A 20678-nucleotide genomic window follows, 5' to 3' on the forward strand; every position below is an offset into this window, starting at 1 on the left:
GTGCTCAATCGCTTCAGTCAGATCGGCCGACCGCAGACCGTGCCGGTGGTCGCCGTGGCATGAGTCCGTCCGGGGCTGGGGTCATGCCGTCTGCTCACGGGTTTGTGCAACAGAGCCGTCCGGTTGAGCGAATGGTTAGGCTGCGCCGATGATATGTTGACCAACTAAAATTACGGTATACGCGCCAAGCAGTGCCGGGAGCAAATACCGCCAAAAGAATCTAAGGCAAAGTGTGAATAACGCAGAAAATGTTGGCATCTCAACCATTGCATATTCTGTCGAAAACCACGAATTGCTCAAGAGGACTTCATCGCCACGTCTCCCGACCGAAGCCCATGCAAGCGCCTTTGCCCGAAGTTCAGAGAGCTTTGTGCTTTGTTCCTCGTGGATCAGTTCTGTGATACCTAACATGACGTCCAGTATGCTTTGCTGCATAGCTAAAGAGTTATAGTACTCTTTTCGTCTATTTTCGAACTCTCCAAGTGAGACTTTGTAGTCTGTGTAGGCGCCCATTATGAATGTTGCCAACGCGAGGAGCATTAGCCAAAACACGATTCTCGCAATGTCAAGCCCGGCGCCTGCGGAAAGCATTGAGCCAGCACCTTGCTTTGCAATACTCGATACATTCTGAAAAATGAACGCAGATACACCTGATAACACAAGAAATCTAGCCATTGCCGATGTGAATGGCTGGGGCGCGGACGACGCATAAAGGTGGGGAGCAAAATTCGACATTGGTAGATTGTATTGGTTACTGATGGAGGAGCGACGCTTGTTGATGCGCAGCCTAACGTTTGACATGAGAGGCCAGGCCCGGCTTGCCGGGACTGGTCCTCTCGATGGAAGGGTTAGGCGCCCGGTTGCGCGAAGTGCGCTTCAGGACGGAGCAGTTGGAGGTAGTCGGCGAAGTGGCTGCAACGAAACTCGTCATTTCTTGCCTACTTCCTCTCCGCCGCGGTAGATGACTGATTCCTCAGGTTGCCCCGTTGAGTTCCAGAAGTGCCACGTGCCTTCTTCCTTTCCGTCGGTGTAGAGCCCTTCTGAGGCTTTCTGACCGTTCTCATGGAATGAACACCACGAGCCTTCCTCCTTCCCGTTGAGGTAACTGCCCTCGGCGAGAACGACACCTGACTCGCTGTACTCGACGAACAGTCCTTGACGTATCCAACGGGTTCCGTCTTCCGAGAGCACTCTCGAATAGCGAAAGTGGACCGCCCCCGATTCGTATGAGATCTCGGCGATGTGGAGGTCTTGCATAGGGCGTAAGGCGTCTAACGTTTGAGCTGAGGCGCGAGCGCCGGAATGGCGCTTGGCCCGCTGGACGGATGATGGACCACTCCGGGAAGCGGGCCAAGTGCTATGCCGGTGCGAGTCGGCTCCAGCGAAGGGTTAGGCGGCACTCTCAGCAAAGACCGCCTTCGCGCCTGCACTGAGCCGCGACAGAAGCGAAGCAACGTTGAAGCTTTCGGTGGCGCTCAACATAGAAGGACTCGCAGGACTTCCGCTTCTCTACGGTGGTCTCCTTCTGGCCACAATCTTCAATGAGTTCCCGGAGATCTGTGTCGCGCAATGCGAACTCCAAGGTTACGTGCTGCTCGACCCAGAACCCCCTCGGATCCCAGGCTCGATGCAGCTTTGCCCTGACGCCGTCGGGTTGGCACGAATCTAGTTCGATCGCCACGCCAGGCCACGGCCGCTGGAACAGTGACATGAGGACGAGCATGCCGATGACTACTGCAAGTCCGATAAGGGCGTTCTTCATCTTCGACTACGCGGCACTATGGGGGATGTCTGTGCCGCCTAACGCCCAAGGTAAGCGGCGCCGGAAGGAGCGCAGCGAGTGAAGGGCACCAACAAGGCCCATGAAAATGGCGAAGCCATGGGCCTTGTTGGCGTCCGCTTGACCGCAATGTTAGGCCACGGATATTGGATTTTTGCGCTGAAATTCATGTTTGATGCCGTCCCTGGTTGAATAACGCACTTCATGTTGGATCGGATCCTGCGATCAGTGATTCTTTGAACGACTGTGGAACTGTGTCCCCCAACGGAATGCCGCGCGCAGACACTAAATTTCCGATTAGTCTTAAATAGCGATTTGCATGTTCATAGTACGTGGCGGATTCCTCGCCAGCCGGGAAATCGTTCATGTGTTGCAGAGCTCGCCCCACAAAGACCGGAACTACGTCGAGGTTTTCGCTGTTAAGCAGACCTATGATGTTGTTGATATAGCAGACAAGGTCGTAGTGAACCTTGTTTCGACGATAGCAGTGCCGAGGAACGATGTCCGCTCGGTTCAACTCGCTATGTAGCTTGAATATTTGCTCATCGAGCGTTGGTGGCATGACGCGAAATTTGTGTTGGCCTAACGAATGAAAGGGCCATCCCCTCGCACCGCCCCCGGTGCGCAGGATTCTGCCGATAGCCGGTGCGCCCGACCAGCGCGCACCATGGGATGGCAGAAGTTCAACCCGCGGCCGGACGCCGCAAGGAGATGACCATGACGGTGGTGTTTCTCGGGATCGATCTGGCCAAGAATGTCTTCGCGCTGCATGGCGTGGATGCTGCCGGCAAGCCGTGCCTGGTGCGGCCGCAGGTCCGGCGCGATCAACTCACCGAGCTGATCGCCAAGCTGCCGCCGTGCACCATCGCGATGGAGGCCTGTTCCGGTGCGCACCACTGGGCCCGCACGTTCAGCGCCTTCGGCCATACCGTCAAATTGATCGCGCCGCGCTTCGTCATCCCGTTTCGCATGGGCGGCAAGCGCGGCAAGAACGATCAGGCCGACGCCGCCGCGATCTGCGAGGCAATGCAGCGGCCGGCCATGCGCTTCGTGCCCGTCAAATCCGTGGATGCGCAGTCGATGTTGGCCCTGCACGCCACCCGCCAGGGTTTTGTCCAGGCGCGCACCGCGACGATCAATCGGCTGCGGGGTCTGCTCAGTGAATTCGGCATCGTGCTGCCGCTCAAGGCGCAAACCATCCGCAAGCGGGCTGCCGAGGCGCTGGAGGGTTTGCCGGGCTGGGCCCGCTTCGCCTGCACGGATCTGTTGAGCGAAGTTGGCCGCCTGGATGAGCGCATCGACACCTACGACACCCATATCCGCCTGAGCGCCCAGCACGACGCCACATGCCGGCGCCTGATGCAGATGCCTGGCATCGGGCCGACCATCGCCAGCGCGCTGCGCGCATCGGTCGGTGGCGGCCATGACTTCGACAATGGTGGCCAACTGGCGTCGTGGCTGGGGCTGGTGCCCGGGCAGTACAGCTCGGGCGGGAAGAATCGGCTGGGCCGGATCACCAAGGCCGGCGACAGCTATTTGCGCATGTTGCTGATCCTGGGCGCGCGGGCCGTGCTGGCCGCCGCCGCCGGCAAGAAAGACCGGATCAGCCGATGGGCCGTCAGCTTGGCCGAGCGGCGCGGGTATTGGAAGGCGGTGGTGGCCATCGCCGCGAAAAACGCGCGCATGGCGTGGGCCATGCTGTCCAAGGGCGAGGATTTCAAACCGGTGGAGGACGCGCTGCCCGCCGATGTGGCGCCGGCCTGAACCCGGCTGGACAGACGCACACCCCCTGCGACTTCGGAGATACCCGCCCGACTCCACTTCAGTTTCTTCCATCGCGTGACGCCTGCGTTGATGACACAAGGTTGGACCTGCGCGGGGACGGCTCGGTTAACTCAAGGTGGTGCGGCTCGACCGCAACCACGGCTAACGAATGGAGCCCCCGCGCGCGTCTTTTCATCAGGGCCAGCAGCCTTGGATGCTGCACCGAAGGCCGGTTGTAGTCATGCAGTCCGCTCCTTGTGTGTTTTGTGCGGGTGAAGGCGTGGAAGAAACCTGCTCAGCAGAAGATGGCGTCAGCAACTGCGGACGTCAGGGGACAGGTTTTGCTTGAAAGGACGGGGATGCCCTTGTAGCAGAGTTAACCGGGCGACGACGGGTGGGCGCCAGGCCCGCGCGGTGCATGATGAACCAAGGCGCCGCTCGGGCCTGGTGGCCAGCCGTTGGCGCTCCGGTTGAACGACCTGTTAGGCGTCATCGCTTACGAGGATTGTGGGAGCCTGTGTAGACGCGACGTTGACGATGTGGTCCAGGCACAGGACGCAGTAGTGCCTGAACGGACCTGGATAGTCGGGCGTTGCGAACGACGACCTTGCGAGGTAGTTCAGGTAGACCGACTTGGTGTAAACGCGAAGTAGGCGCCCTTCGTACTCAGATGAATCCGGCTCAGGCAACGCGAAGCTTTCGTTCTCGACGCAATAGCCAATGTACTTGGCCCAAGTGAGGGTGAAGACCTTGCAGCCTGGGCTATGAACGATCGCACTAGACTGGGCGAGGATCTTCTTTACTTCCGCGAGTGGTTCGGAATCCAGAACCTCAGCGTTGACTTGTTCACCAGTCCTTGCCTCGTGAATGACAAGGCGGACTCCTCCTTCTTCTGGCTCGGAGATGGAGTGCAAGTACAGGAACTCGCAGGCCTGAATGCATGAGATCGGGTCGTTCATGACGCCTAACGTTTGACATGAACGGTGGCTTGACGGCACAGCCGGCAAGACATCCGCTCGATGGAAGTGTTAGGCATCATCTTGCGGCTCTGCGGGCAGGCGAAGCAAGGGCTGTCGAGCGCGGAACCAAGGATCAGCAATCTCATCCCAAGGCCAAACGCCGCTGGTATTTGGGAAGACGATTTGAAGAACCTCAAAGTTCGGCCCCTCATACAGCCACAAGTTGTACCCAAAGTACTCTTCGTAATTTGATGCGTGGACACGATCGAAGAGGACATCAAAGCCATCAATGAAGCCAGCAGAGGTTTGTCCTGCAACGAAGGCTTCTCCAGCTCTAACTCTTCGGTTGTACTCATTCACAACGAAGTGGGCCAAGGGTTGCTTAAGACCAACCACGACGACCTCCGGGGCCGATGAGGTCTTGGATATCCCCATTGAGAACGCGAACGGCGGTAGATCATCCTCCGCCGCAATATGCATGACAGAGCAGCCGAAGCGCTCAATGTCATCAAGAATCTTTTGATCCGCTTCATCCATGCGCGTGATGCCTAACGCCCAAGGTAAGCGGCGCCGGAGCCCGATAGGGCGGAGGGCACCAACACTGGCCATGAAAATGGCGAAGCCATGGCCAGTGTTGGCGTCCGCTTGACCGCCGAGTTAGGCCACGGTGCCTGCGCGAAGCGCCCGTGCCAGTGCTCGGTGATGGCGTTACCACTTCCAGAGCGATGGCGTGCGCCAATGGGCGGACAGCTTTGCAAAGGTGCTCCCAACAGTTCTTGTTTGGCGCCGGTCAAGCAGCGCATCGAATGCAGCCAGCATAACGCGAAGACGCTGACCAGTGATGGCGAAGCCATGACTGCGGCTTCATGTTGCGAGCTGGTGGCGTGGCGAAGACACGGCACAGAACTTGGCGCTGATTGCCGAAGGACAAGCAGCCCACTTGGCGGTGGCGCGAGGCACTTTGGCGCCGCGCGGCGGTGAGCAGGCAGCCGAAGGACTGACAGCCAGATTGAGCCCGCGAACCGCGCGAGGTGGCGAACCAATTGGCGAGTTAGCGCCAGGCCTGAAACGAAGCCAGCCGGTAACGATGCGATTCAATTTTAATTGAAATAAGCGTAGGCGCCTGCTGCGGCAGCAAACCAAAATACCATGCCAACAAGAGAGGCTAATTCCGCCTCCATGATGTAGTGCCCTTTACCGCTTCGCTGCAGCCTACCAAATCCCGGCTTTACAAACTCCCGCAGGGGAGTCGGCTCCACATAAACCCGTCCGAAAGTGATGATCGGGACTATCAGCCATGCAGTTCCAAAGCAGGCCAGCTGCGCGACTATTTCTATGACTGGCTGAAGTATGGCTTTAGCAATGGCACTTAGTGGCATGAGAGGCCTAACGCAAAAGGTAAGCGGCGCCGGAAGGAGCGAAGCGAGTGGAGGGTACCGACATGGGCCAAGAAAATGCCGAAGGCATGGCCCATGTTGGCGTCCGCTTGACCGCACGGTTAGGCAGCGGCCGAGTTGGACGAGCCGCTGTGCTGAGGTACTGACCTGCGAAGTTGAACTGGATGTTCAAGCCGTGCCCTTCCTGAATGTTTGTGTTCGCTTGAAAGCGATGCCTTGACTGTAGCGGCCAACCGATGCGCCGCCAAGCGGTGGCGGGGAAACCGCGACCGTGGGCTGTGTGTGCGGTGGCTTGCCACGGCACATAACCTGACGCTGGCCGCCGCAGGACGGGCAGCCCGCAAGGCGATGGCACCTGGCACTTTGGCGCTGCGCCATGGTGAGCAGGCTGCCGAAGGACAGACGGCCAGATTGAGCCGTGAACATGCTTCCCATGGCAGAGCTGGGCAAGCCTTAGCGCTGAGCCTGTGCAGGAGCCAGGCCGTTGATGAGCTTGGAGCGGTTTGGGAATGAAAAACTGATCCCGCGAGTGCTGCCTAAATAGAAGCAAACCAGTTGCCAAACTCGCTTGGTATTTGGTGTTGCCTAACGCCCAAGGTAAGCTGCGCCGGAAGGAGCGAAGCGAGTGGAGGGTACCGACAAGGGCCATGAGAATGCCGAAGGCATGGCCCTTGTTGGCGTCAGCTTGACCACCCTGTTAGGCCACAATTTCGTGTATTGGTGTTGCACGTGCTATTTGGATTAATGGCCTTTGGTTCGTCACTCATTGCTGCCTGACTCGCAGTTTTTCAGTAGCGCTCGACCACGAGACTTGGTTACGAGACTGATGCATTTTGTTGTTTTCCCGTCATCCGTTGAGATGTGGACCTCTAAATCCTAGTCCTCAAATGACTGTAGTTCTTCGATCAACTGTCGGATTGTCTTTCCGCGTGTGACCCATTCTGGTTCGATGCTCATATGCGGTATTTGTGGCCTAACGCCCAAGGTAAGCGGCGCCGGAAGGAGCGAAGCGAGTGCAGGGCACCAACAAAGCCCATGAAAATGGCGAAGCCATGGGCTTTGTTGGCGTCCGCTTGACCGTACGGTTAGGCAGAGGCCGAGTTGGATGCGCAGCTGTGCTGAGGTACTCGTTTGCGAGGTTGAACTGGATGTTCAAACCGTGCCCTTCCTGAATGTTTGTTGTGCGCTTGAAAGCGATGCCTTGACTGTAGCGGTCAACTGAGGCGCCGCCAAGCGGTTGCGGCGAAGCCGCGACCGTGGGATGTGTGTGCGGTGGCTTGCCACGGCATATAACCTGACGCCGGCCGCCGCAGGACTGACAGCTCACAAGGCGATGGCGCACGGCACTTTTGCCTTGCAGCTGCCGGCTATAGCAGTCGATCGGTTGGTCGCTTAGGAGTGTGACGCCAGATCAATCGGGCCGCTGCAACCCCGGTGAGCGCGAGGGCAGAGAAAACAACGGCTACACCCTTGGTGCCGGCTATTGTGAAAAATATGCCTAATATTCCACGGCTCGTAGGTATGTACATGCCAGCCCAGGTCCGTGCCGCCAAATACGCAAAGAATGCGCTGATGACAACACAGAGACCGATAGCAAATCTTGTTTGATGCATAGGTGTTGGCATGTATTTTGGATTTGCCTAACGACCTGTTAGGCAGGGGCCGCGTTGGACGCGCCGCCGTGCTGAGGTACTGACCTGCGAGGTTGAACTGGATGTTCAAACCGAGCCCTTCCTGAATGTTTGTTGTGCGCTTGAATGCGATGCTTCAACTGTAGCTGCCAACCGATGCGCCGCCAAGCGGTGGCGGCGAAGCCGCGACCGTGGGCTGTGTGTGCGGTGGCTTGCCACGGCACATAACCTGACGCTGGCCGACGAAGGACGGGCAGCCCGCAAGGCGAGGGCGCATGGCACTTTGGGGCCGCTCGCTGGTGAGCAGGCTGCCGAAGGACAGACGGCCAGATTGAGCCGTGAACATGCGCCACATAGCCGACCTAGGTGAGCCTTAGCGCTGTGCCTGTGCAGACGCCAGGCCGGCGATGAGCTTGAAGCGGTTTCGGAATGAAAAACTGCTCCTGCGAGCGCTGCCTAAACAGAAGAAAACCAGCTGCCAAACACGCCTGGAATTTGGTGTTGCCTAACGCCAAAGGTAAGCGGCGCCGGAAGGAGCGCAGCGAGTGGAGGGCACCACCAAAGCCCATGAAAATGGCGAAGCCATGGGCTTTGTTGGCGTCCGCTTGACCGTAATGTTAGGCATTTTGCTTTATGCGGGAAAAATCTGATGCGATGAACTTCTCCCACTGAGGTTTGCAATACTCTTCCGTGTCTCCAGTGGTTTTGTTCTTGCGCCTGCCATTAAACCAAATGCTCCTCAGGCCAATATTTTTGCCACTTTTGTTCTTGACTGCCAGCTTGTCGAATTCCTCCGACGTGAGGATCCATGTCATGTCCATTCGTTCCGAATAGAAGATGAACCAATAGTTCTGGCGTACTTCTTCGTGGGGGATTGCGGCAAACAATGCTGCATCGCCTTCAACCACCTCTTTTGATCTTGCTTTGATTTGGATAAGTGCCGTGGTGCCATCGTGACGCTTAATGATTGCATCAACCGCGTGGTCATCAACCAGTGGGACATACACATCTAGCCCCTCTTTGAGCATTCGGCCGATGATCCAATATTCGATCCGCTTTCCAAAGGCCGCAGAGTTTCTGAAAGATTTGGTTGCCATGAGACGACTGTTGAAAGGAGAGGCCTAACGCAAAAGGTAAGCGGCGCCGGAAGGAGCGAAGCGAGTGCAGGGCACCAACAAGGCCCGTAAAAATGGCGAAGCCATGGGCCTTGTTGGCGTCCGCTTGACCGGACGGTTAGGCAGAGGCCGTGTTGGGCGCGCAGCTGTGCTGAGGTACTCCCCAGCGAGCTTGAACTGGATGTTCAAAGGCATGTGCCAACCTGAGTGTTTGTTGTGACGCTAGAAGCGATGCGACCACTGTAACCGGCGATGGCCAAGACGCCAAGCAGCGACGGCGCCAGCCGTGACTGCGGGATGTCTGCGCGGTGGCTTGCCACGGCGCAAAACCCGACGCTGGCCGCCGAAGGATGGACAGCCCAGCTAGGCGATGGCGCATGGCACTTTGGCGCCGCTGGAGTGAGCGCTGGCTGCCGCAGGACAGACAGCCCGATTGAGCCTGGAGCATGCGCCCCTTAGCGCTGCTGAGAAGAACTTAGCGCTGGGCCTGTGCAGACGCCATGCCGATGATGAGCTTGGAGCGGTTTGGGAATGAGGAACTGCTCACGCGAGCGGTGCGTAAATAGATGAAAAGCTATTGCCAACTGCGCCTGGAATTTGGTGTTGCCTAACGCCCAAGGTAAGCGGCGCCGGAAGGAGCGCAGCGAGTGGAGGGCACCAACAAAGCCCATGAAAATGGCGAAGCCATGGGCTTTGTTGGCGTCCGCTTGACCGTAATGTTAGGCCACGTATATAGGTTTTGGGTGTTACAATTTATGTGTGAAGCCGCGCCACGGATATTGGTTTTTCGTGTTGCGCTTCATGGGCGAATTCGTGTTTTTAATGAGTTTCCAATTTGGAATAAATCAAGGAGGCAAAATCGTTTGTGACGAATCCGTTTGAGTCGGTCATTGTTGGGCATTCGCCTGAATTGAACGCCAGCTTGAAGGCCTTCGAGAATTCATTGTTCACTTCGAATGGCCGAGTTGATTTTGGCGTTGAAGTGAGTTCTACCACCACGGATGTGGATGTTATTTTCGCAATGTGATCAACGAATAGCCATCTAGGCTTGTTGATCGCCTTCCCGCTTTTCTCGCTAACTTCGACTTGAAGGATAAAATCGCCGGGCTTGAAGTGCTCTTCTTCAATTCCGTGATAGTTTGTCCAATCCGGAGCGCCGAATGTCGCGATAAGACCATCCTGCAGTTCGATTACATCTTCCTCAGGTAAGTCTTCGCTAAATGTTGCAATTTTCCATTTTTTGGGGAACGCTGATCGCGTTGCCTCCTGGAAAGTTGGGCATTTGCTGGTCGTTGAGGTGTTGGCTGCCGGATTTTTTCTGGTGTATATGTTGTGCTCAAGGTCTAGCTTGGATAGATTGTCTTCGGAGACCGGGTAAATGGGTGATATTTGACTTAGTACGGTGCCGATGGCAAATTTCTCGTCGTCAATAAAAACACAGAATTCATGCTGGCCGCCGTTTAAAGCGTTCGTTGATAAGTTTGCGGATCCGATAATTACGCCGGCCCCTTCACGGTAGAACAGCTTGATATGCATGTCGTCGCAGAAGCTTACTTTGATTCCTGCGGAAATTAACTGCCTGATGCCGTCGGGGTGTGTGCCGCCGGCTAGCGGCCAGCAAATAACATGCAAATTGTTAATGCCATCAGGGAGGAGCGTGGTTGGCTTGCTCCCAACGAAGGCAACAATGGCTAGTTTTTTTCCTTTGTTGGAGAATAACTTGTGAAGCTCTTCTTTTATTGATTTTGAGGATGTAAGATATTTCATATTTGCTTTCTCGGGCGGCGTTAAGATGCACTTTATTTGCCCAGTCTGTTCTATTTCTGAGGCGCTCGTCTGAGTTGCCTAACGCAATTTAGGCGTCAAAAGTGACGCCTTTGGCCGGTGTAACCGTCAAAAGTGTCGGATAACCTGGGTGACACGCAAGTCGCTAAGTCTTTGCTGTGCCTTGGAAAAATGGCGTTTTTGACCATGTGACTCCCGTGTTTTACGACTGTTGTTACACATGAGGCTACCAGAGCCACCCGTGGCAGGCAATCGCCCGTGTTTTGGTGTTGCCTAACGCCCAAGGTAAGCGGCGCCGGAAGGAGCGCAGCGAGTGGAGGGCACCAACAAGGCCCATGAAAATGGCGAAGCAATGGGCCTTGTTGGCGTCCGTTTGACCGATATGTTAGGCGCTGAGTTTGGTGGCATTGATACTGCTGGCTGGCGTTGCGATTTATTTTTGAAGTCGCGATTGGCTAGCTATATATTAATTAATTGCAGGAAAGTGCATCGGGGCAATCACGGTTACTGGTGTGGCTATGCCATCTAACGTATACGGTAAGAACTTCATCTTGCGCATTGCTCCCAATGCCGCGCCATCCATCCTTGGAGTTCCATTGCTTTCCAGGATGACTGTTTTCACCACTTTGCCTTGCTCATCGACGTGCAGTTTCAAAACAACTGTGCCTGCGGGGCTTGCTTGTATTGAGCTGATAAGCATAGACGTTTGAATGCGCTGAGTGGCGCGCATGCTATTGATGCTTACAATTCTCTCTGGCCAGGCAGTGTCATCTTGCACTGACGCGCAGCCAATAAATTGCGTGCAAAGTCCCGTAATCGCCAGGGCTGTTACCGCGCGAATGAGCAACAAAGTTTGATCTCCTGCATTGAAAGATTCGAGGTCGCTACAAGGGGCGCGCCCTATGTGGAGAGGCCTAACGTGTTGTCGGGAGACTGTCGCTGCCGGATAACACCGCTGCAGTCTCCATAACACAGGTGATGAGATGGTGGCCAAGGGCTTGATGCCACAGGCTTTTTTGGCCAAGCGCCCGTTCTGGCCTGCTCATAAAAATCCGCAAAAGGCGGCAACGCGCATCGCATCGGTGGTCAGGCCGCCGGATAACACCGGGTGTCGCCGCATAACACGGCCTGTATGAGCGATCGCAAGTCCTTTTCGCAAAACGACTTCCTCCCGATTGACTGGATGTCTGTCCAGTACTAAATTGGCCGCAGGTGCGGCACTTGTTGCAGCCATTCTGGCTGCAGCACCTGTCCTTGCCAAGCGTTCAGGAGTTCACATGTCGCTGCCATCAGCCGCTACCGTGTTCGCGCCGCAGCGCCTGCTGGCTGCCCAAGATGTCCGGCGTTACGGCGTGCCCAGTGTGGCCAGCGCCGTTCGCCCGCCGCGCCTGCTGGATCGCGTCCGTCTGCAGATCCGTGCCTTGCATTACAGCCAGCGGACGGAGGACGCGTACGTGTACTGGTGCAAGGCCTTCATCCGCTTCCACGGCCTGCGGCATCCGCAGGACATGGGCGGCGACGAGGTGCAAGCCTTCCTGCAACATCTGGCCGCCGCGCGCCAGGTCGCGCCGGCCACGCATCGGCAGGCGCTCTCAGCCTTGCTGTTCCTGTATGGGCGCGTCCTGGATCGCAAGATGCCGTGGATGGAGGAGATAGGCCGTCCGGTGCCCAAGCGGCGCCTACCTGTGGTGCTCACCCAGGAGGAAGTCTGCCGGATCCTGTCGAGCCTGGGCGGCGTTCATGGCCTGCTGGCGCGCCTGCTCTACGGCACCGGTCTGCGGATCAGCGAGGCGCTGCAACTGCGCATCAAGGATGTGGATTTCGGCCAGCAGGCGATCTATGTCCGTGGCGGCAAGGGCGACAAGGACCGGATCGTGATGCTGCCGCTGGCCCTGGTGGCGGCATTGCGCGTGCAGATGCAGCAGGCGCATGCCCTCTGGGCGTCCGATGTGTCGGCGGGGCAGGCCGGTGTGGAGATGCCGCACGCACTCGAGCGCAAGTACCCACGGGCAGGCCAGTCCTGGGCCTGGTTCTGGCTGTTCCCGCAAGATCACCATGCCACCGACCCGCGCAGCGGTGTGGTCCGCCGTCATCACCTGTATGACCAGACCTTTCAGCGCGCCTTCAAGCGGGCACTGCAGGCGGCCGACATTCCCAAGCTGGCCACGCCGCATACGTTGCGGCATTGCTTTGCGACACACCTGCTGCAGTCGGGCAGCGACATCCGTACCGTGCAGCAGTTGCTCGGCCATGCCGATGTGTCCACGACGATGATCTACACCCATGTGCTCAAGATGGGTGGCATGGCGGTGCGCAGTCCGCTCGATGTGCTGGCGCCGCCCTGATCCGGCGGCGCCCTTCGGTCACCTCATGGGTGCCGTCACTTGTACCGCCCCTCCTGCGCGATCATCTGCGCCAGCCGGCGGCGCACGCGTACCGGGGCGGCGTCGCTGCTGATCAGCACGGGGTTGAGGGCGAAGAAGTCGGTGGTGCCCATCTCGTTGTGGACGGCTTCGATGATGGGGCCGTCCTCGTTGACGAAGGCGTCGTGCATGGCCTTGATCTTGAAGGCGTTGAAGCCCTCGTCGTCGACGACGTGGTTGCGGCGGGTGACGAAGAAGTAGTGGGTCTGGCCCTCGCTGGCGGGGGTGCAGGTGTGCAGGTCGTACTGGCCGGTGGTGTGGGCCAGGTCCATCGGGCCGCCGTCCTGGTTGGCGCCCACGCTGAGCTGGATGCTGGCCGGGGCGTGCCAGGTCACGTTCAGGAAGTGGCGGGCGGGGGCGGCGGGCTCGGCCATGAAGGGGGCGAAGATGCCCATCGGCGGCTGCTGCTGCCATTCCCAGCGCACGGTGATGGCGCCGTCGCGCTCGCTGACGGGCGGAATGATGGGCGAGAGCTGGCCGCGGGTGCTGATGATCTCGCCGTGCACGTGGTCGACGTGGCTGAGGTCCATCACGTTGTCGATGATCAGCTCGTAGTTGGCCTGCATCGGCATGTAGGTCCAGGCGATGGCGCTGGCGGGGCCTTCGTCGAGTGCGCTGTGGTCGGCCAGCTTGGCGGGGTCGGCGGGCTGGTCGCCCATCCAGATCCAGACGAAGCCGTGGCGCTCCAGCAGCGGGAAGCTGCGCACCTTGGCCGCCGTCGGGATGTGCTGGTTGCCGTGCGGGTTGTGGGTGCACTGGCCCTGGCCGTTGAACTGCAGTGCGTGGTAGGCGCAGCGCACCTCGTCACCGCAGCGCTTGCCCATGGACAGCGGCACGAAGCGGTGCGGGCAGCGGTCGTGCAAGGCCACGGGGCTGCCGTCGGCCAGGCGGTACATCAGCACGCGGGTGTCGAGCAGCTGGCGGCTGAACAGGCCTTCGGCCGGGATCTCGCGGCTGAGGGCGGCGGCGTACCAGCAGTTCAGCAGGTAGGGGGTGGTGGGCTTGCCGGCGGGGTTGCCGCTGGGGTGCAGCAGGATGGTGGGGCGCTGGGCGGCGGCCGGGGTGGCGGCGGATGCGGTGCCGGCGGTGGCGGGGCTGGGGTTCAAGGCATGTCTCCTGGGTTGTCGGCCTTGGGGCCTTGGGGCCTGGGCGGTCGGTGGCGTGCCGGCTTCTGTCGGGCCTGGTGCGAGCCTGTCGCGGACCTCTGTCGGGTCTCTGTGGGTCACTGGCGGTCCGGTCACGTGCGGTCTGCTTTGCAACCGGCGGGCCAGTGCGGGTTTGTGCGGGGCCGCGGCGGTGGCGGCCGGTGCCGTCCCTGGGGCGCCGGGCCATGGGTGTTGGCCACGATGGCGGGCGGGCCGTGTCGATTGCATGATTCCAGCAAGCCGCAGCCCTCGGCCTTGCATGATTTCAGGCAGGGCTGCGCGGGTGCCGCGGCCTTCAGGACCTTGCCCGATGCGCCGCAGCCCCCCGCCACCGGCCGATGCCCGCGATCCCACCCGCACGCTGGCCGCCCATCTGCACTTCTCGCCGGATGGCGGCCACATCCAGCTGTTCGACCAGCGCATGCTGCTGATGCACGCCAGCGCGCTGGCCCAGCTGCGCCAGGAGCTGCTGGCGCGCCTGGGCCTGGCGCAGACGCGTGAGCTGCTGATGCGCATGGGCTGGGCCCAGGGCTTCGAGGACGGCCAGCGCGTGCGCCGCGCGGTCGACACCTCGACGCCCGAGGCGGTGGCCGCGGCGCTGGCCATGGGCCCGCGGCTGCGCGAGATCGAGGGCTTCGTGCGCCACCAGCCGGTCGAGGCGATGCGGCTGGACATCGCCCGCGGCGAGTTCTACGGCAACTACTTCTGGCACGGCAGCTGGGAGGCGCAGGCCCATCTGGCCCACGCCGGCATCGGCGGTGAACCGGCCTGCTGGACGATGGTCGGCTATGCCGACGGCTACACCACCGCCGTCACCGGCGTGCCGGTGCACTGGCGCGAGGTGGAGTGCGTGGCGATGGGCCATGCGCGCTGCCGCGTGGTCGGCCGCCCGCTGGCCGAATGGGCGGCCGAGGATGCGCGCGCCGCGGCCGACGGCCATGCCCACCTCGGCCATCCGGAGCTGCAGGGCGCGTCGTCCGGGCCCGGGGCCGATCTGCGCTATCTGCGCATCGATGACTACGTGGTGCATCCGGCCTGGCCGCAGGCGGCGGGCCTGCAGGGGCTGGGCGGGATCGGCGGCTTCGTCGGTGCGTCGGTGCGTCGGCCGGCTTCCAGGCGGTCGCTCATCTGGTGCGCAAGGTGGCGCCCACGGCGTCCACCGTGCTGTTCCGCGGCGAGAGCGGCGTCGGCAAGGAGCGCTTCGCCCGCGCGCTGCATTCGATCAGCCCGCGCGCGGCGCGGCCCTTCGTCGCCGTCAACTGCGCGGCCATTCCGCCGGATCTGGTCGAGGCCGAGCTGTTCGGCGTCGAGCGCGGGGCCTACACCGGCGCCGATCGCAGCCGGCCCGGCCGCTTCGAGCGGGCCGACGGCGGCACGCTCTTCCTTGACGAGATCAGCAGCCTGGCGCTGCCGGCCCAGGGCAAGCTGCTGCGCGCGTTGCAGGAGCGCGAGATCGAGCGCGTGGGCGGCACGCAGACGCTGGCGGTCGATGTGCGCATCGTCGCCGCGGCCAACGTCGATCTGCGCGCCGAGGTCGAGGCCGGGCGCTTCCGCACCGATCTGTTCTACCGGCTCAACGTCTTTCCGGTCGAGATCCCGCCGCTGCGCGAGCGGCTGGAGGACATCCCGCTGCTGGTCGCGCACTTCCTGGTGCGTGCGGCCGAGCGCTGCGGCCGGACCGTCAGCGGCCTGACGCCACGCGCCCACGCCGCGCTGTGGGACTACGACTGGCCCGGCAATGTGCGCGAACTGGAGAACATGATCGAACGCGGCGTGATCCTGGCCGACGAAGGCGGCCAGATCGACGTGCAGCACCTGTTCGCCGGTGGTGAACGCCGGCGCGGCGGCGGGCTGTCGCTGGACGCGCACGGGGATCTGGTGGCCGAGGGTGCGTTGGAGGGGGGCGATCGGGCGGGCGAGGGGTCCGGCGAGGGGGTGGGCCTGCGCGACGGTGACGGCCGTGCGGCTGCCGCATCGGCCGCACCTTCAGCCGACACCCTGGCCGACCAGCTGCTGCAGTCCCTGCCCGATTTCGACGCCATCGAGCGCCTGGTGTTCGAACGTGCGCTGGCGCGCTGCGACGGCAATGTCTCGGCCGTGGCCCGGCTGCTGCGACTGGGCCGCGGTCAGGTCGAGTACCGGCTGAAGAAGCGTGCGCCGGTGGCGCCGTCGGCGACGCCAGAGATACCGGTATCTCTGGCGTCGCCGCAGCTCAAGGGTTAGCGGCAGCCGCCGCCCGCCCGCTCACTCCAACACGATCCGCGCCCTGGCCGCCACCATGCGGAAGCGGGTGATCTCGTCGTCGATCAGCGGCCGCAGCGCGGCGCGGCCGACGAAGGCCGGCTCCATCGCCTGCTGGCGGATGGTGGCCTGCACCGCCGGGTCGGCCAGCGCGGCCTGGGTCGCACGCTCCAGCGTGGCGCGGGCGGCCTCGGGCAGCTTGCCGGGAGCGGCCAGGCCGTACCAGGCGTCGAAGGCGGCGCCGGGCAGCTTCAGCTGGGCCAGCGTCGGCACCTCGGGCAGCGCGCTGGCCGGGCGGGTGTCCAGCACGGCCAGCGCCCGCAGCGCACCGGCACGCACCTGCGGCGCGGTGGCTGCGGCGGTGTCGATCAGGAACTGCAGCTGGCCGCCCAGCAGATCGGTCAGCGCCGGCGCGCTGCCCTTGTAGGGCACGTCCAGGAACTGCGCGCCGGTCTGCAGCCCCAGGATGGCGCCGGCCAGCTGCGGCGCCGAGCCGGGGCCGAAGCTGGCATAGGCCAGGCCGCCCGGCCTGGCGCGTGCGGCGGCGATCAGCTCCGGCAGCGTCTTCCACGGCGCATCGGCACGCACCACCAGCACCACCGGGGCGCGGGTCAGGCGGGCGATCGGCGCCAGATCGCGCATCGGGTCGTAGGGCAGGCGGCTGCGCAGCGCCGGGTTGACGGTGAAGGTCGACGAGCCCGAGATCAGCAGCACATGGGCATCGGCATCGGCCTTGGCCACGCTGTCGGCGCCGATGACGGTGGCGCCTCCGGGCTTGTTCTCGACGGCCACCGGCTGGCGCAGCTGCGCGCCCAGCGCCCCGGCCAGCGCCCGGGCCACGATGTCGGTGCCGCCCCCCGGCGCGAAGGGCACGACGATGCGCAGCGGCCGCGTCGGCCAGGCGGGATCGGCCGCACGGGCCGACCCGAACGTCAGCGCCGCACCCGCGGCGGATGCGGCGCCCAGCGCCAGACGACAGAAACGACGACGAGTCATGGGGTCAGGTCTTGCGTTTTGCCAGCGCACGGGCAGGGCCCGGGCGCCAGCGTGGAGGTGAGGGGAGACGAGGGAAGGGGATGAGGGGCGGGAGTCTTCAGCCGGCGCGCGGCCCCGTGGCCGCGGGATGGGCGCCGGCTGCGGCCGCCCACGGCGCGCCCGGCTCGCCCAGGTCCCACCACAGGCCGGCCATGATGCGCAGGCCCTCGCGGGCGATGGTGGGCAGCAGGTGCTCGTCGGGCGCGTGCTGGGCGCAGGCCGGGTAGGAATGCGGCAGCCACAGCGTGGGCAGGCCCAGCACGTCGGCGAACAGGTCGTTGGGCAGGCTGCCGGCCAGGTTGGGCAGCAGCACCGGGCGCTGGCCGCAACTGCCCTCGACCGAGGCGGCGGCCCAGTCCACCCAGGGGTGGCCGATGTCGAGCCGGGTGGCGGCGCAGGACATGCCGCGCTCGACCGTCACGTCGTCGAAGCCGGCGTGGTGCAGGTGGTCGCGCACATGCTGGTCGACGCGCTGCCAGTCGGTGCCGACGACGAAGCGCAGCTGCAGCGTGGCCACCGCCTCGGCCGGGATGGCGTTGACCGGGCGCTGCGGATTGCCGGCGCCCAGGGCCAGCACCTCCAGCGTGTTCCAGGCGTAGAGGCGCTCGGCGGCGCTCAGGCCGGGCTCGCCCCAGTCGGCGTCGAGGGCGGGATCGTCCGGGCCGCCGCCCACCGGCACCTCGGCCAGCGCGGCGCGGATGGTGGGCGAGGGCGCCGGCGGCGTGAGCCCCGGCACCTGGATGCGCCCCCGCGCATCGACCAGCGTGCCGATGGCCGCGCCCAGCCGCACCGCCGGATTGGCCAGCACGCCGCCCCAGTTGCCCGAGTGGAAGGCCTGCGGCCGGCGGCTGCAGCGCAGCGTCAGGTTGACCGCGCCACGGGCGCCGAGGAACAGCGTCGGCCGTTCGGCCTGCACACGCGGGCCGTCGCAGGCGACCAGCAGATCGGCGCGCAGCAGGCCGTCGCGCTCGCGCTCGCAGACGGCGCGCAGGCCGGGCGAGCCGGCTTCCTCGCCGGTCTCGAACAGCCAGGTGATGTTGTAGCCCAGGCGGCCATCGCGCGCGGCCAGCGCCGCCTCCAGCGCCAGCAGCGCCACCGTGTGCTGGCCCTTGTTGTCGGCGGTGCCGCGGCCGTACCAGCGCTCCTGGCCGTCGGCACCGTTCACCCGGCTGAGCTGCCAGGGCGAGCGGCCGGCGCCCCAGCGCCCGTCCTGGCCGCTGACCACGTCGCCGTGGCCGTAGCACAGCACGGTGGGCCGGGCCGCGTCCTCGATGCGGCGCGCGATCAGCATCGGGCCGCCGCGGCCGGACGGGTTGGCCACCGTCGTGCAGTCGAAGCCGAGGGCCTGCAGCGCGGGGCGCAGCTCCTCGTCCAGGTAGGCGATGAGCGCGGGCGGGTTGGCATCGGCGCCGTCGCTCTCGGTGCGGCAGGCGATGCGCCGTGCCAGGGTGGATTCGAAGCGGCCGTCGTCCATCGCGGCGGCGGCCTGCAGCAGCAGTCGGGTGCGGTTCATGCTTGCATCGTGCCCGCCTTCAGCTTTGCGCACCAGCATCGTTCATCGAATGCTGGTTTGCCGCAAAGGCACGGCAGGCCGGCGCTGGCGATGATGTGCGCGCCCGGTCTTTCCGATCCCCTGACCGTCCACCGATCCACCCGGAGACCGCCCAGCCCGATGCGAGCCGATCCTGATGCCCTGATGCTGAGCATGCCGATGCGCTACTTCTGCGCCGTGGCCGACGCGGGTTCTGTCAGCCTGGCCGCGCAGCGGCTGCACGTGGCGGCCTCGGCCGTCAGCCGCCAGATCACCGCGCTGGAGGACAGCCTGGGCGTGGCCCTGTTCCAGCGCGCCCAGCGCGGCATGCGGCTGACCGAGGCCGGCGAGCGCCTGGCCGGCCATCTGCGGGTGGTCTGCAGCGACGCCGGCCAGACGCTGGACGCCGTGCGCGGCCTGCACGACAGCGCCGCACGCTGTGTGCGCATCGCCTGCACCGAGGGCTTCGTCGCCGGGCTGCTGCCGCAGGCGCTGGCCGACTTCCGCGCGGATCAGCCGGAGGCGCGGGTGGAGATCAGCGTCTGCGCGCCGGACGAGGTGCTGCCGCGCCTGCACCGGCGCGAGGCGGATCTGGGCCTGCTCTACGCGGCCGGTCGCGTCAAGGATGCCGAGGTGCGGGTCGATCGCTCCGTGCCCACGGTGGCGCTGATGCGCGCGGACCATCCCCTGGCCACACGACGCCAGCTGACGGTCGACGAGGCCGCGGCCTGGCCGCTGCTGATGGGCGCGCCCGGCACCACGGCCCGTGCGCTGTTCGACACCGCCTGTGCCTTGCGCGGGCTGCAGCCCACGGTGGCGGTGTCGTCGACGGCGCTGGCCCCGCTGCTGGCCCTGGTGGGGCCGACCGATCTGCTGATCGTCAGCCAGACCACGGCGGCGCCGTTGGTCGGGCTGGCACCGCCGCACGGCGGCGGGCTGGCGGTGCCCGCCGCCACCGCCGCGGGGGACTGGGTGGCCGTGCCCTTCGCGGCCGGTGAGCTGCCGGCGCGTCGCCTGATGCTGCTGGCGCCGCGGGGCCGGGCGCTGCCGGCCTCGGCCGAGGCCTGCGCCACGGCGCTCACCCAGGTGCTGTTGCGGGCGCAGCCGGCCTCCGCGGGCGAGCGCACGGGCGAGGCCGGGGCACGTCGGCGCGCTGCGGGCTGAGGCTGGGCGCTCGGTGCCTGGTGCCTGGTGCCTGGTGCCTGGTGCCTGGTGCCTGGTGCCCGAGGCCCGAGGCCCGAGGCCCGAGGTGAGGCCGGCATCCGGCGTTCGGGGGGCGAGCCTGCCCGGGGCACTGGCTCATGCGGCGAGGCGGTGCGGCCGTGCGGAGCTGCGACACGCACCGCGCCGTACCGCCCCGCATCGCATCACCCGTGCACCTGGACGCTGCGATCAACCGCTATCAGACACCGTCATCGGCGCTCGGCGCTGCCGGCCGGCAGCGGGCGCCGGGCCCTGGACATGAGGGGCACCGCCGGCCCGGGCGCTCCGGCGATGACCCTGTGGCTCGCGCCCTGCCACAGCCGGTGTGCGGACAGACCGCCCTGCCGCCGGAAGCCCGCCTGAATCAGTGGGTGATCCCCTGGAATTCCGGTAACGGACATGGGGGGTATGACCCCCAAGGACTGGGGCTTGCGCGGCACTACTGTATGGCCATACAGTAGTGTCATGGTCGGAGTCGCGCTGGCCAGTGTTTCGGGGGCGGTGCACATGGGTGCGGTCCGGCTCCCGGGGCCCCCGGCGCGCGGTCCGGCCAGCCGTGGCGGCTGTGCTGCGCCACCTGTCCAGTCCGCTGATTCGCCCGCCGGAGCCCTCAGATGTCCTCGATCGATCGCCACGTCTACCCCACCAAATCCCGCCGCATGCCCACCT

16 protein-coding genes and 1 pseudogene are annotated in these 20678 nt (G+C 63.6%); 6 read left to right on the forward strand and 11 right to left on the reverse strand.

Annotated features, from left to right (window positions below; translation table 11 throughout):
- Positions 1-135 precede the first annotated feature (135 nt).
- Together AACH11_RS22980 and AACH11_RS22985 are read right to left on the reverse strand one after the other, a co-directional pair.
- Positions 136-735 (reverse strand): hypothetical protein, encoded by a 600-nt coding sequence (locus tag AACH11_RS22980; protein ID WP_341376622.1) that lies wholly within the window; start codon positions 733-735, stop codon positions 136-138.
- A 192-nt stretch (positions 736-927) separates the two neighbouring features.
- Complete coding sequence (locus AACH11_RS22985; RefSeq protein ID WP_341376623.1) at positions 928-1257, reverse strand: toxin-antitoxin system YwqK family antitoxin; 330 nt, start codon at positions 1255-1257, stop codon at positions 928-930.
- A 583-nt stretch (positions 1258-1840) separates the two neighbouring features.
- Here AACH11_RS22985 and AACH11_RS22990 point away from each other — a divergent pair.
- Positions 1841-1972 (forward strand): hypothetical protein, encoded by a 132-nt coding sequence (locus AACH11_RS22990; protein ID WP_341376624.1) that lies wholly within the window; start codon positions 1841-1843, stop codon positions 1970-1972.
- 10 nt (positions 1973-1982) lie between these two features.
- Here the strand turns inward: AACH11_RS22990 and AACH11_RS22995 are convergent, their stop codons facing one another.
- A complete protein-coding gene (locus AACH11_RS22995; RefSeq protein ID WP_341376625.1) occupies positions 1983-2342 on the reverse strand; it encodes a hypothetical protein in 360 nt (119 codons plus the stop codon).
- A 155-nt stretch (positions 2343-2497) separates the two neighbouring features.
- Here AACH11_RS22995 and AACH11_RS23000 point away from each other — a divergent pair, with 155 nt between their 5' ends.
- Entirely contained in the window at positions 2498-3544 is a 1047-nt protein-coding gene (locus tag AACH11_RS23000; RefSeq protein ID WP_341376626.1) for an IS110 family RNA-guided transposase, read from the forward strand.
- A 482-nt stretch (positions 3545-4026) separates the two neighbouring features.
- Here the strand turns inward: AACH11_RS23000 and AACH11_RS23005 are convergent, their stop codons facing one another.
- The 5 genes from AACH11_RS23005 to AACH11_RS23025 all read right to left on the reverse strand — a co-directional run bounded on the left by AACH11_RS23005 (position 4027) and on the right by AACH11_RS23025 (position 11161).
- Positions 4027-4503 carry a hypothetical protein gene (locus tag AACH11_RS23005; RefSeq protein ID WP_341376627.1) on the reverse strand — a complete coding sequence of 159 codons (477 nt, stop codon included), beginning with the start codon at positions 4501-4503 and terminating at the stop codon, positions 4027-4029.
- A gap of 69 nt (positions 4504-4572) precedes the next feature.
- Entirely contained in the window at positions 4573-5040 is a 468-nt protein-coding gene (locus AACH11_RS23010; protein WP_341376628.1) for a DUF4262 domain-containing protein, read from the reverse strand.
- 3108 nt (positions 5041-8148) lie between these two features.
- Positions 8149-8628 (reverse strand): hypothetical protein, encoded by a 480-nt coding sequence (locus AACH11_RS23015; RefSeq protein WP_341376629.1) that lies wholly within the window; start codon positions 8626-8628, stop codon positions 8149-8151.
- Between the two features lie 837 nt (positions 8629-9465).
- Entirely contained in the window at positions 9466-10413 is a 948-nt protein-coding gene (locus AACH11_RS23020) for a phospholipase D-like domain-containing protein (protein ID WP_341376630.1), read from the reverse strand.
- A gap of 484 nt (positions 10414-10897) precedes the next feature.
- Positions 10898-11161 (reverse strand): energy transducer TonB, encoded by a 264-nt coding sequence (locus AACH11_RS23025; RefSeq protein WP_341376631.1) that lies wholly within the window; start codon positions 11159-11161, stop codon positions 10898-10900.
- 547 nt (positions 11162-11708) lie between these two features.
- Here AACH11_RS23025 and AACH11_RS23030 point away from each other — a divergent pair.
- The gene (locus AACH11_RS23030; RefSeq protein ID WP_341376632.1) at positions 11709-12776 is read left to right on the forward strand and encodes an integron integrase; all 1068 of its coding nucleotides are present in this window, start codon (positions 11709-11711) and stop codon (positions 12774-12776) included.
- A gap of 35 nt (positions 12777-12811) precedes the next feature.
- Here the strand turns inward: AACH11_RS23030 and AACH11_RS23035 are convergent, their stop codons facing one another.
- A complete protein-coding gene (locus tag AACH11_RS23035) occupies positions 12812-13960 on the reverse strand; it encodes a Rieske 2Fe-2S domain-containing protein (RefSeq protein WP_341376633.1) in 1149 nt (382 codons plus the stop codon).
- Positions 13961-14420: 460 nt separating this feature from the next.
- On the opposite strand from AACH11_RS23035, the pseudogene AACH11_RS23040 reads away from it, so the two are divergent.
- Positions 14421-14828: pseudogene (locus AACH11_RS23040) on the forward strand (XylR N-terminal domain-containing protein); the annotation flags it as partial.
- Between the two features lie 302 nt (positions 14829-15130).
- Positions 15131-16222 carry a sigma-54 interaction domain-containing protein gene (locus tag AACH11_RS23045; RefSeq protein ID WP_341376634.1) on the forward strand — a complete coding sequence of 364 codons (1092 nt, stop codon included), beginning with the start codon at positions 15131-15133 and terminating at the stop codon, positions 16220-16222.
- A 21-nt stretch (positions 16223-16243) separates the two neighbouring features.
- On the opposite strand, the gene AACH11_RS23050 is transcribed toward AACH11_RS23045, so the two are convergent.
- Complete coding sequence (locus tag AACH11_RS23050; RefSeq protein WP_341376635.1) at positions 16244-17236, reverse strand: Bug family tripartite tricarboxylate transporter substrate binding protein; 993 nt, start codon at positions 17234-17236, stop codon at positions 16244-16246.
- A gap of 97 nt (positions 17237-17333) precedes the next feature.
- Entirely contained in the window at positions 17334-18788 is a 1455-nt protein-coding gene (locus tag AACH11_RS23055; RefSeq protein WP_341376636.1) for a M20 family metallopeptidase, read from the reverse strand.
- Between the two features lie 159 nt (positions 18789-18947).
- On the opposite strand from AACH11_RS23055, the gene AACH11_RS23060 reads away from it, so the two are divergent.
- Positions 18948-19970, forward strand: coding sequence for a LysR family transcriptional regulator (locus AACH11_RS23060; protein ID WP_341376637.1), 1023 nt, complete (start codon positions 18948-18950; stop codon positions 19968-19970).
- Positions 19971-20678: the final 708 nt, after the last annotated feature.

The sequence above is a fragment of the Pseudaquabacterium rugosum genome (genome assembly GCF_038066575.1).
GTDB lineage: Bacteria > Pseudomonadota > Gammaproteobacteria > Burkholderiales > Burkholderiaceae_C > Pseudaquabacterium > Pseudaquabacterium rugosum.

Excerpts from the sequence above, each read along its gene's own strand:
- AACH11_RS22980 (WP_341376622.1), bottom strand. The coding sequence starts at position 735 with ATGTCGAATTTTGCTCCCCACCTTTATGCGTCGTCCGCGCCCCAGCCA.
- AACH11_RS22985 (WP_341376623.1), bottom strand. The coding sequence starts at position 1,257 with ATGCAAGACCTCCACATCGCCGAGATCTCATACGAATCGGGGGCGGTC.
- AACH11_RS22995 (WP_341376625.1), bottom strand. The coding sequence starts at position 2,342 with ATGCCACCAACGCTCGATGAGCAAATATTCAAGCTACATAGCGAGTTG.
- AACH11_RS23000 (WP_341376626.1), top strand. The coding sequence starts at position 2,498 with ATGACGGTGGTGTTTCTCGGGATCGATCTGGCCAAGAATGTCTTCGCG.
- AACH11_RS23005 (WP_341376627.1), bottom strand. The coding sequence starts at position 4,503 with ATGAACGACCCGATCTCATGCATTCAGGCCTGCGAGTTCCTGTACTTG.
- AACH11_RS23010 (WP_341376628.1), bottom strand. The coding sequence starts at position 5,040 with ATGGATGAAGCGGATCAAAAGATTCTTGATGACATTGAGCGCTTCGGC.
- AACH11_RS23015 (WP_341376629.1), bottom strand. The coding sequence starts at position 8,628 with ATGGCAACCAAATCTTTCAGAAACTCTGCGGCCTTTGGAAAGCGGATC.
- AACH11_RS23020 (WP_341376630.1), bottom strand. The coding sequence starts at position 10,413 with ATGAAATATCTTACATCCTCAAAATCAATAAAAGAAGAGCTTCACAAG.
- AACH11_RS23025 (WP_341376631.1), bottom strand. The coding sequence starts at position 11,161 with ATGCGCGCCACTCAGCGCATTCAAACGTCTATGCTTATCAGCTCAATA.
- AACH11_RS23030 (WP_341376632.1), top strand. The coding sequence starts at position 11,709 with ATGTCGCTGCCATCAGCCGCTACCGTGTTCGCGCCGCAGCGCCTGCTG.
- AACH11_RS23050 (WP_341376635.1), bottom strand. The coding sequence starts at position 17,236 with ATGACTCGTCGTCGTTTCTGTCGTCTGGCGCTGGGCGCCGCATCCGCC.
- AACH11_RS23055 (WP_341376636.1), bottom strand. The coding sequence starts at position 18,788 with ATGAACCGCACCCGACTGCTGCTGCAGGCCGCCGCCGCGATGGACGAC.
- AACH11_RS23060 (WP_341376637.1), top strand. The coding sequence starts at position 18,948 with ATGCGAGCCGATCCTGATGCCCTGATGCTGAGCATGCCGATGCGCTAC.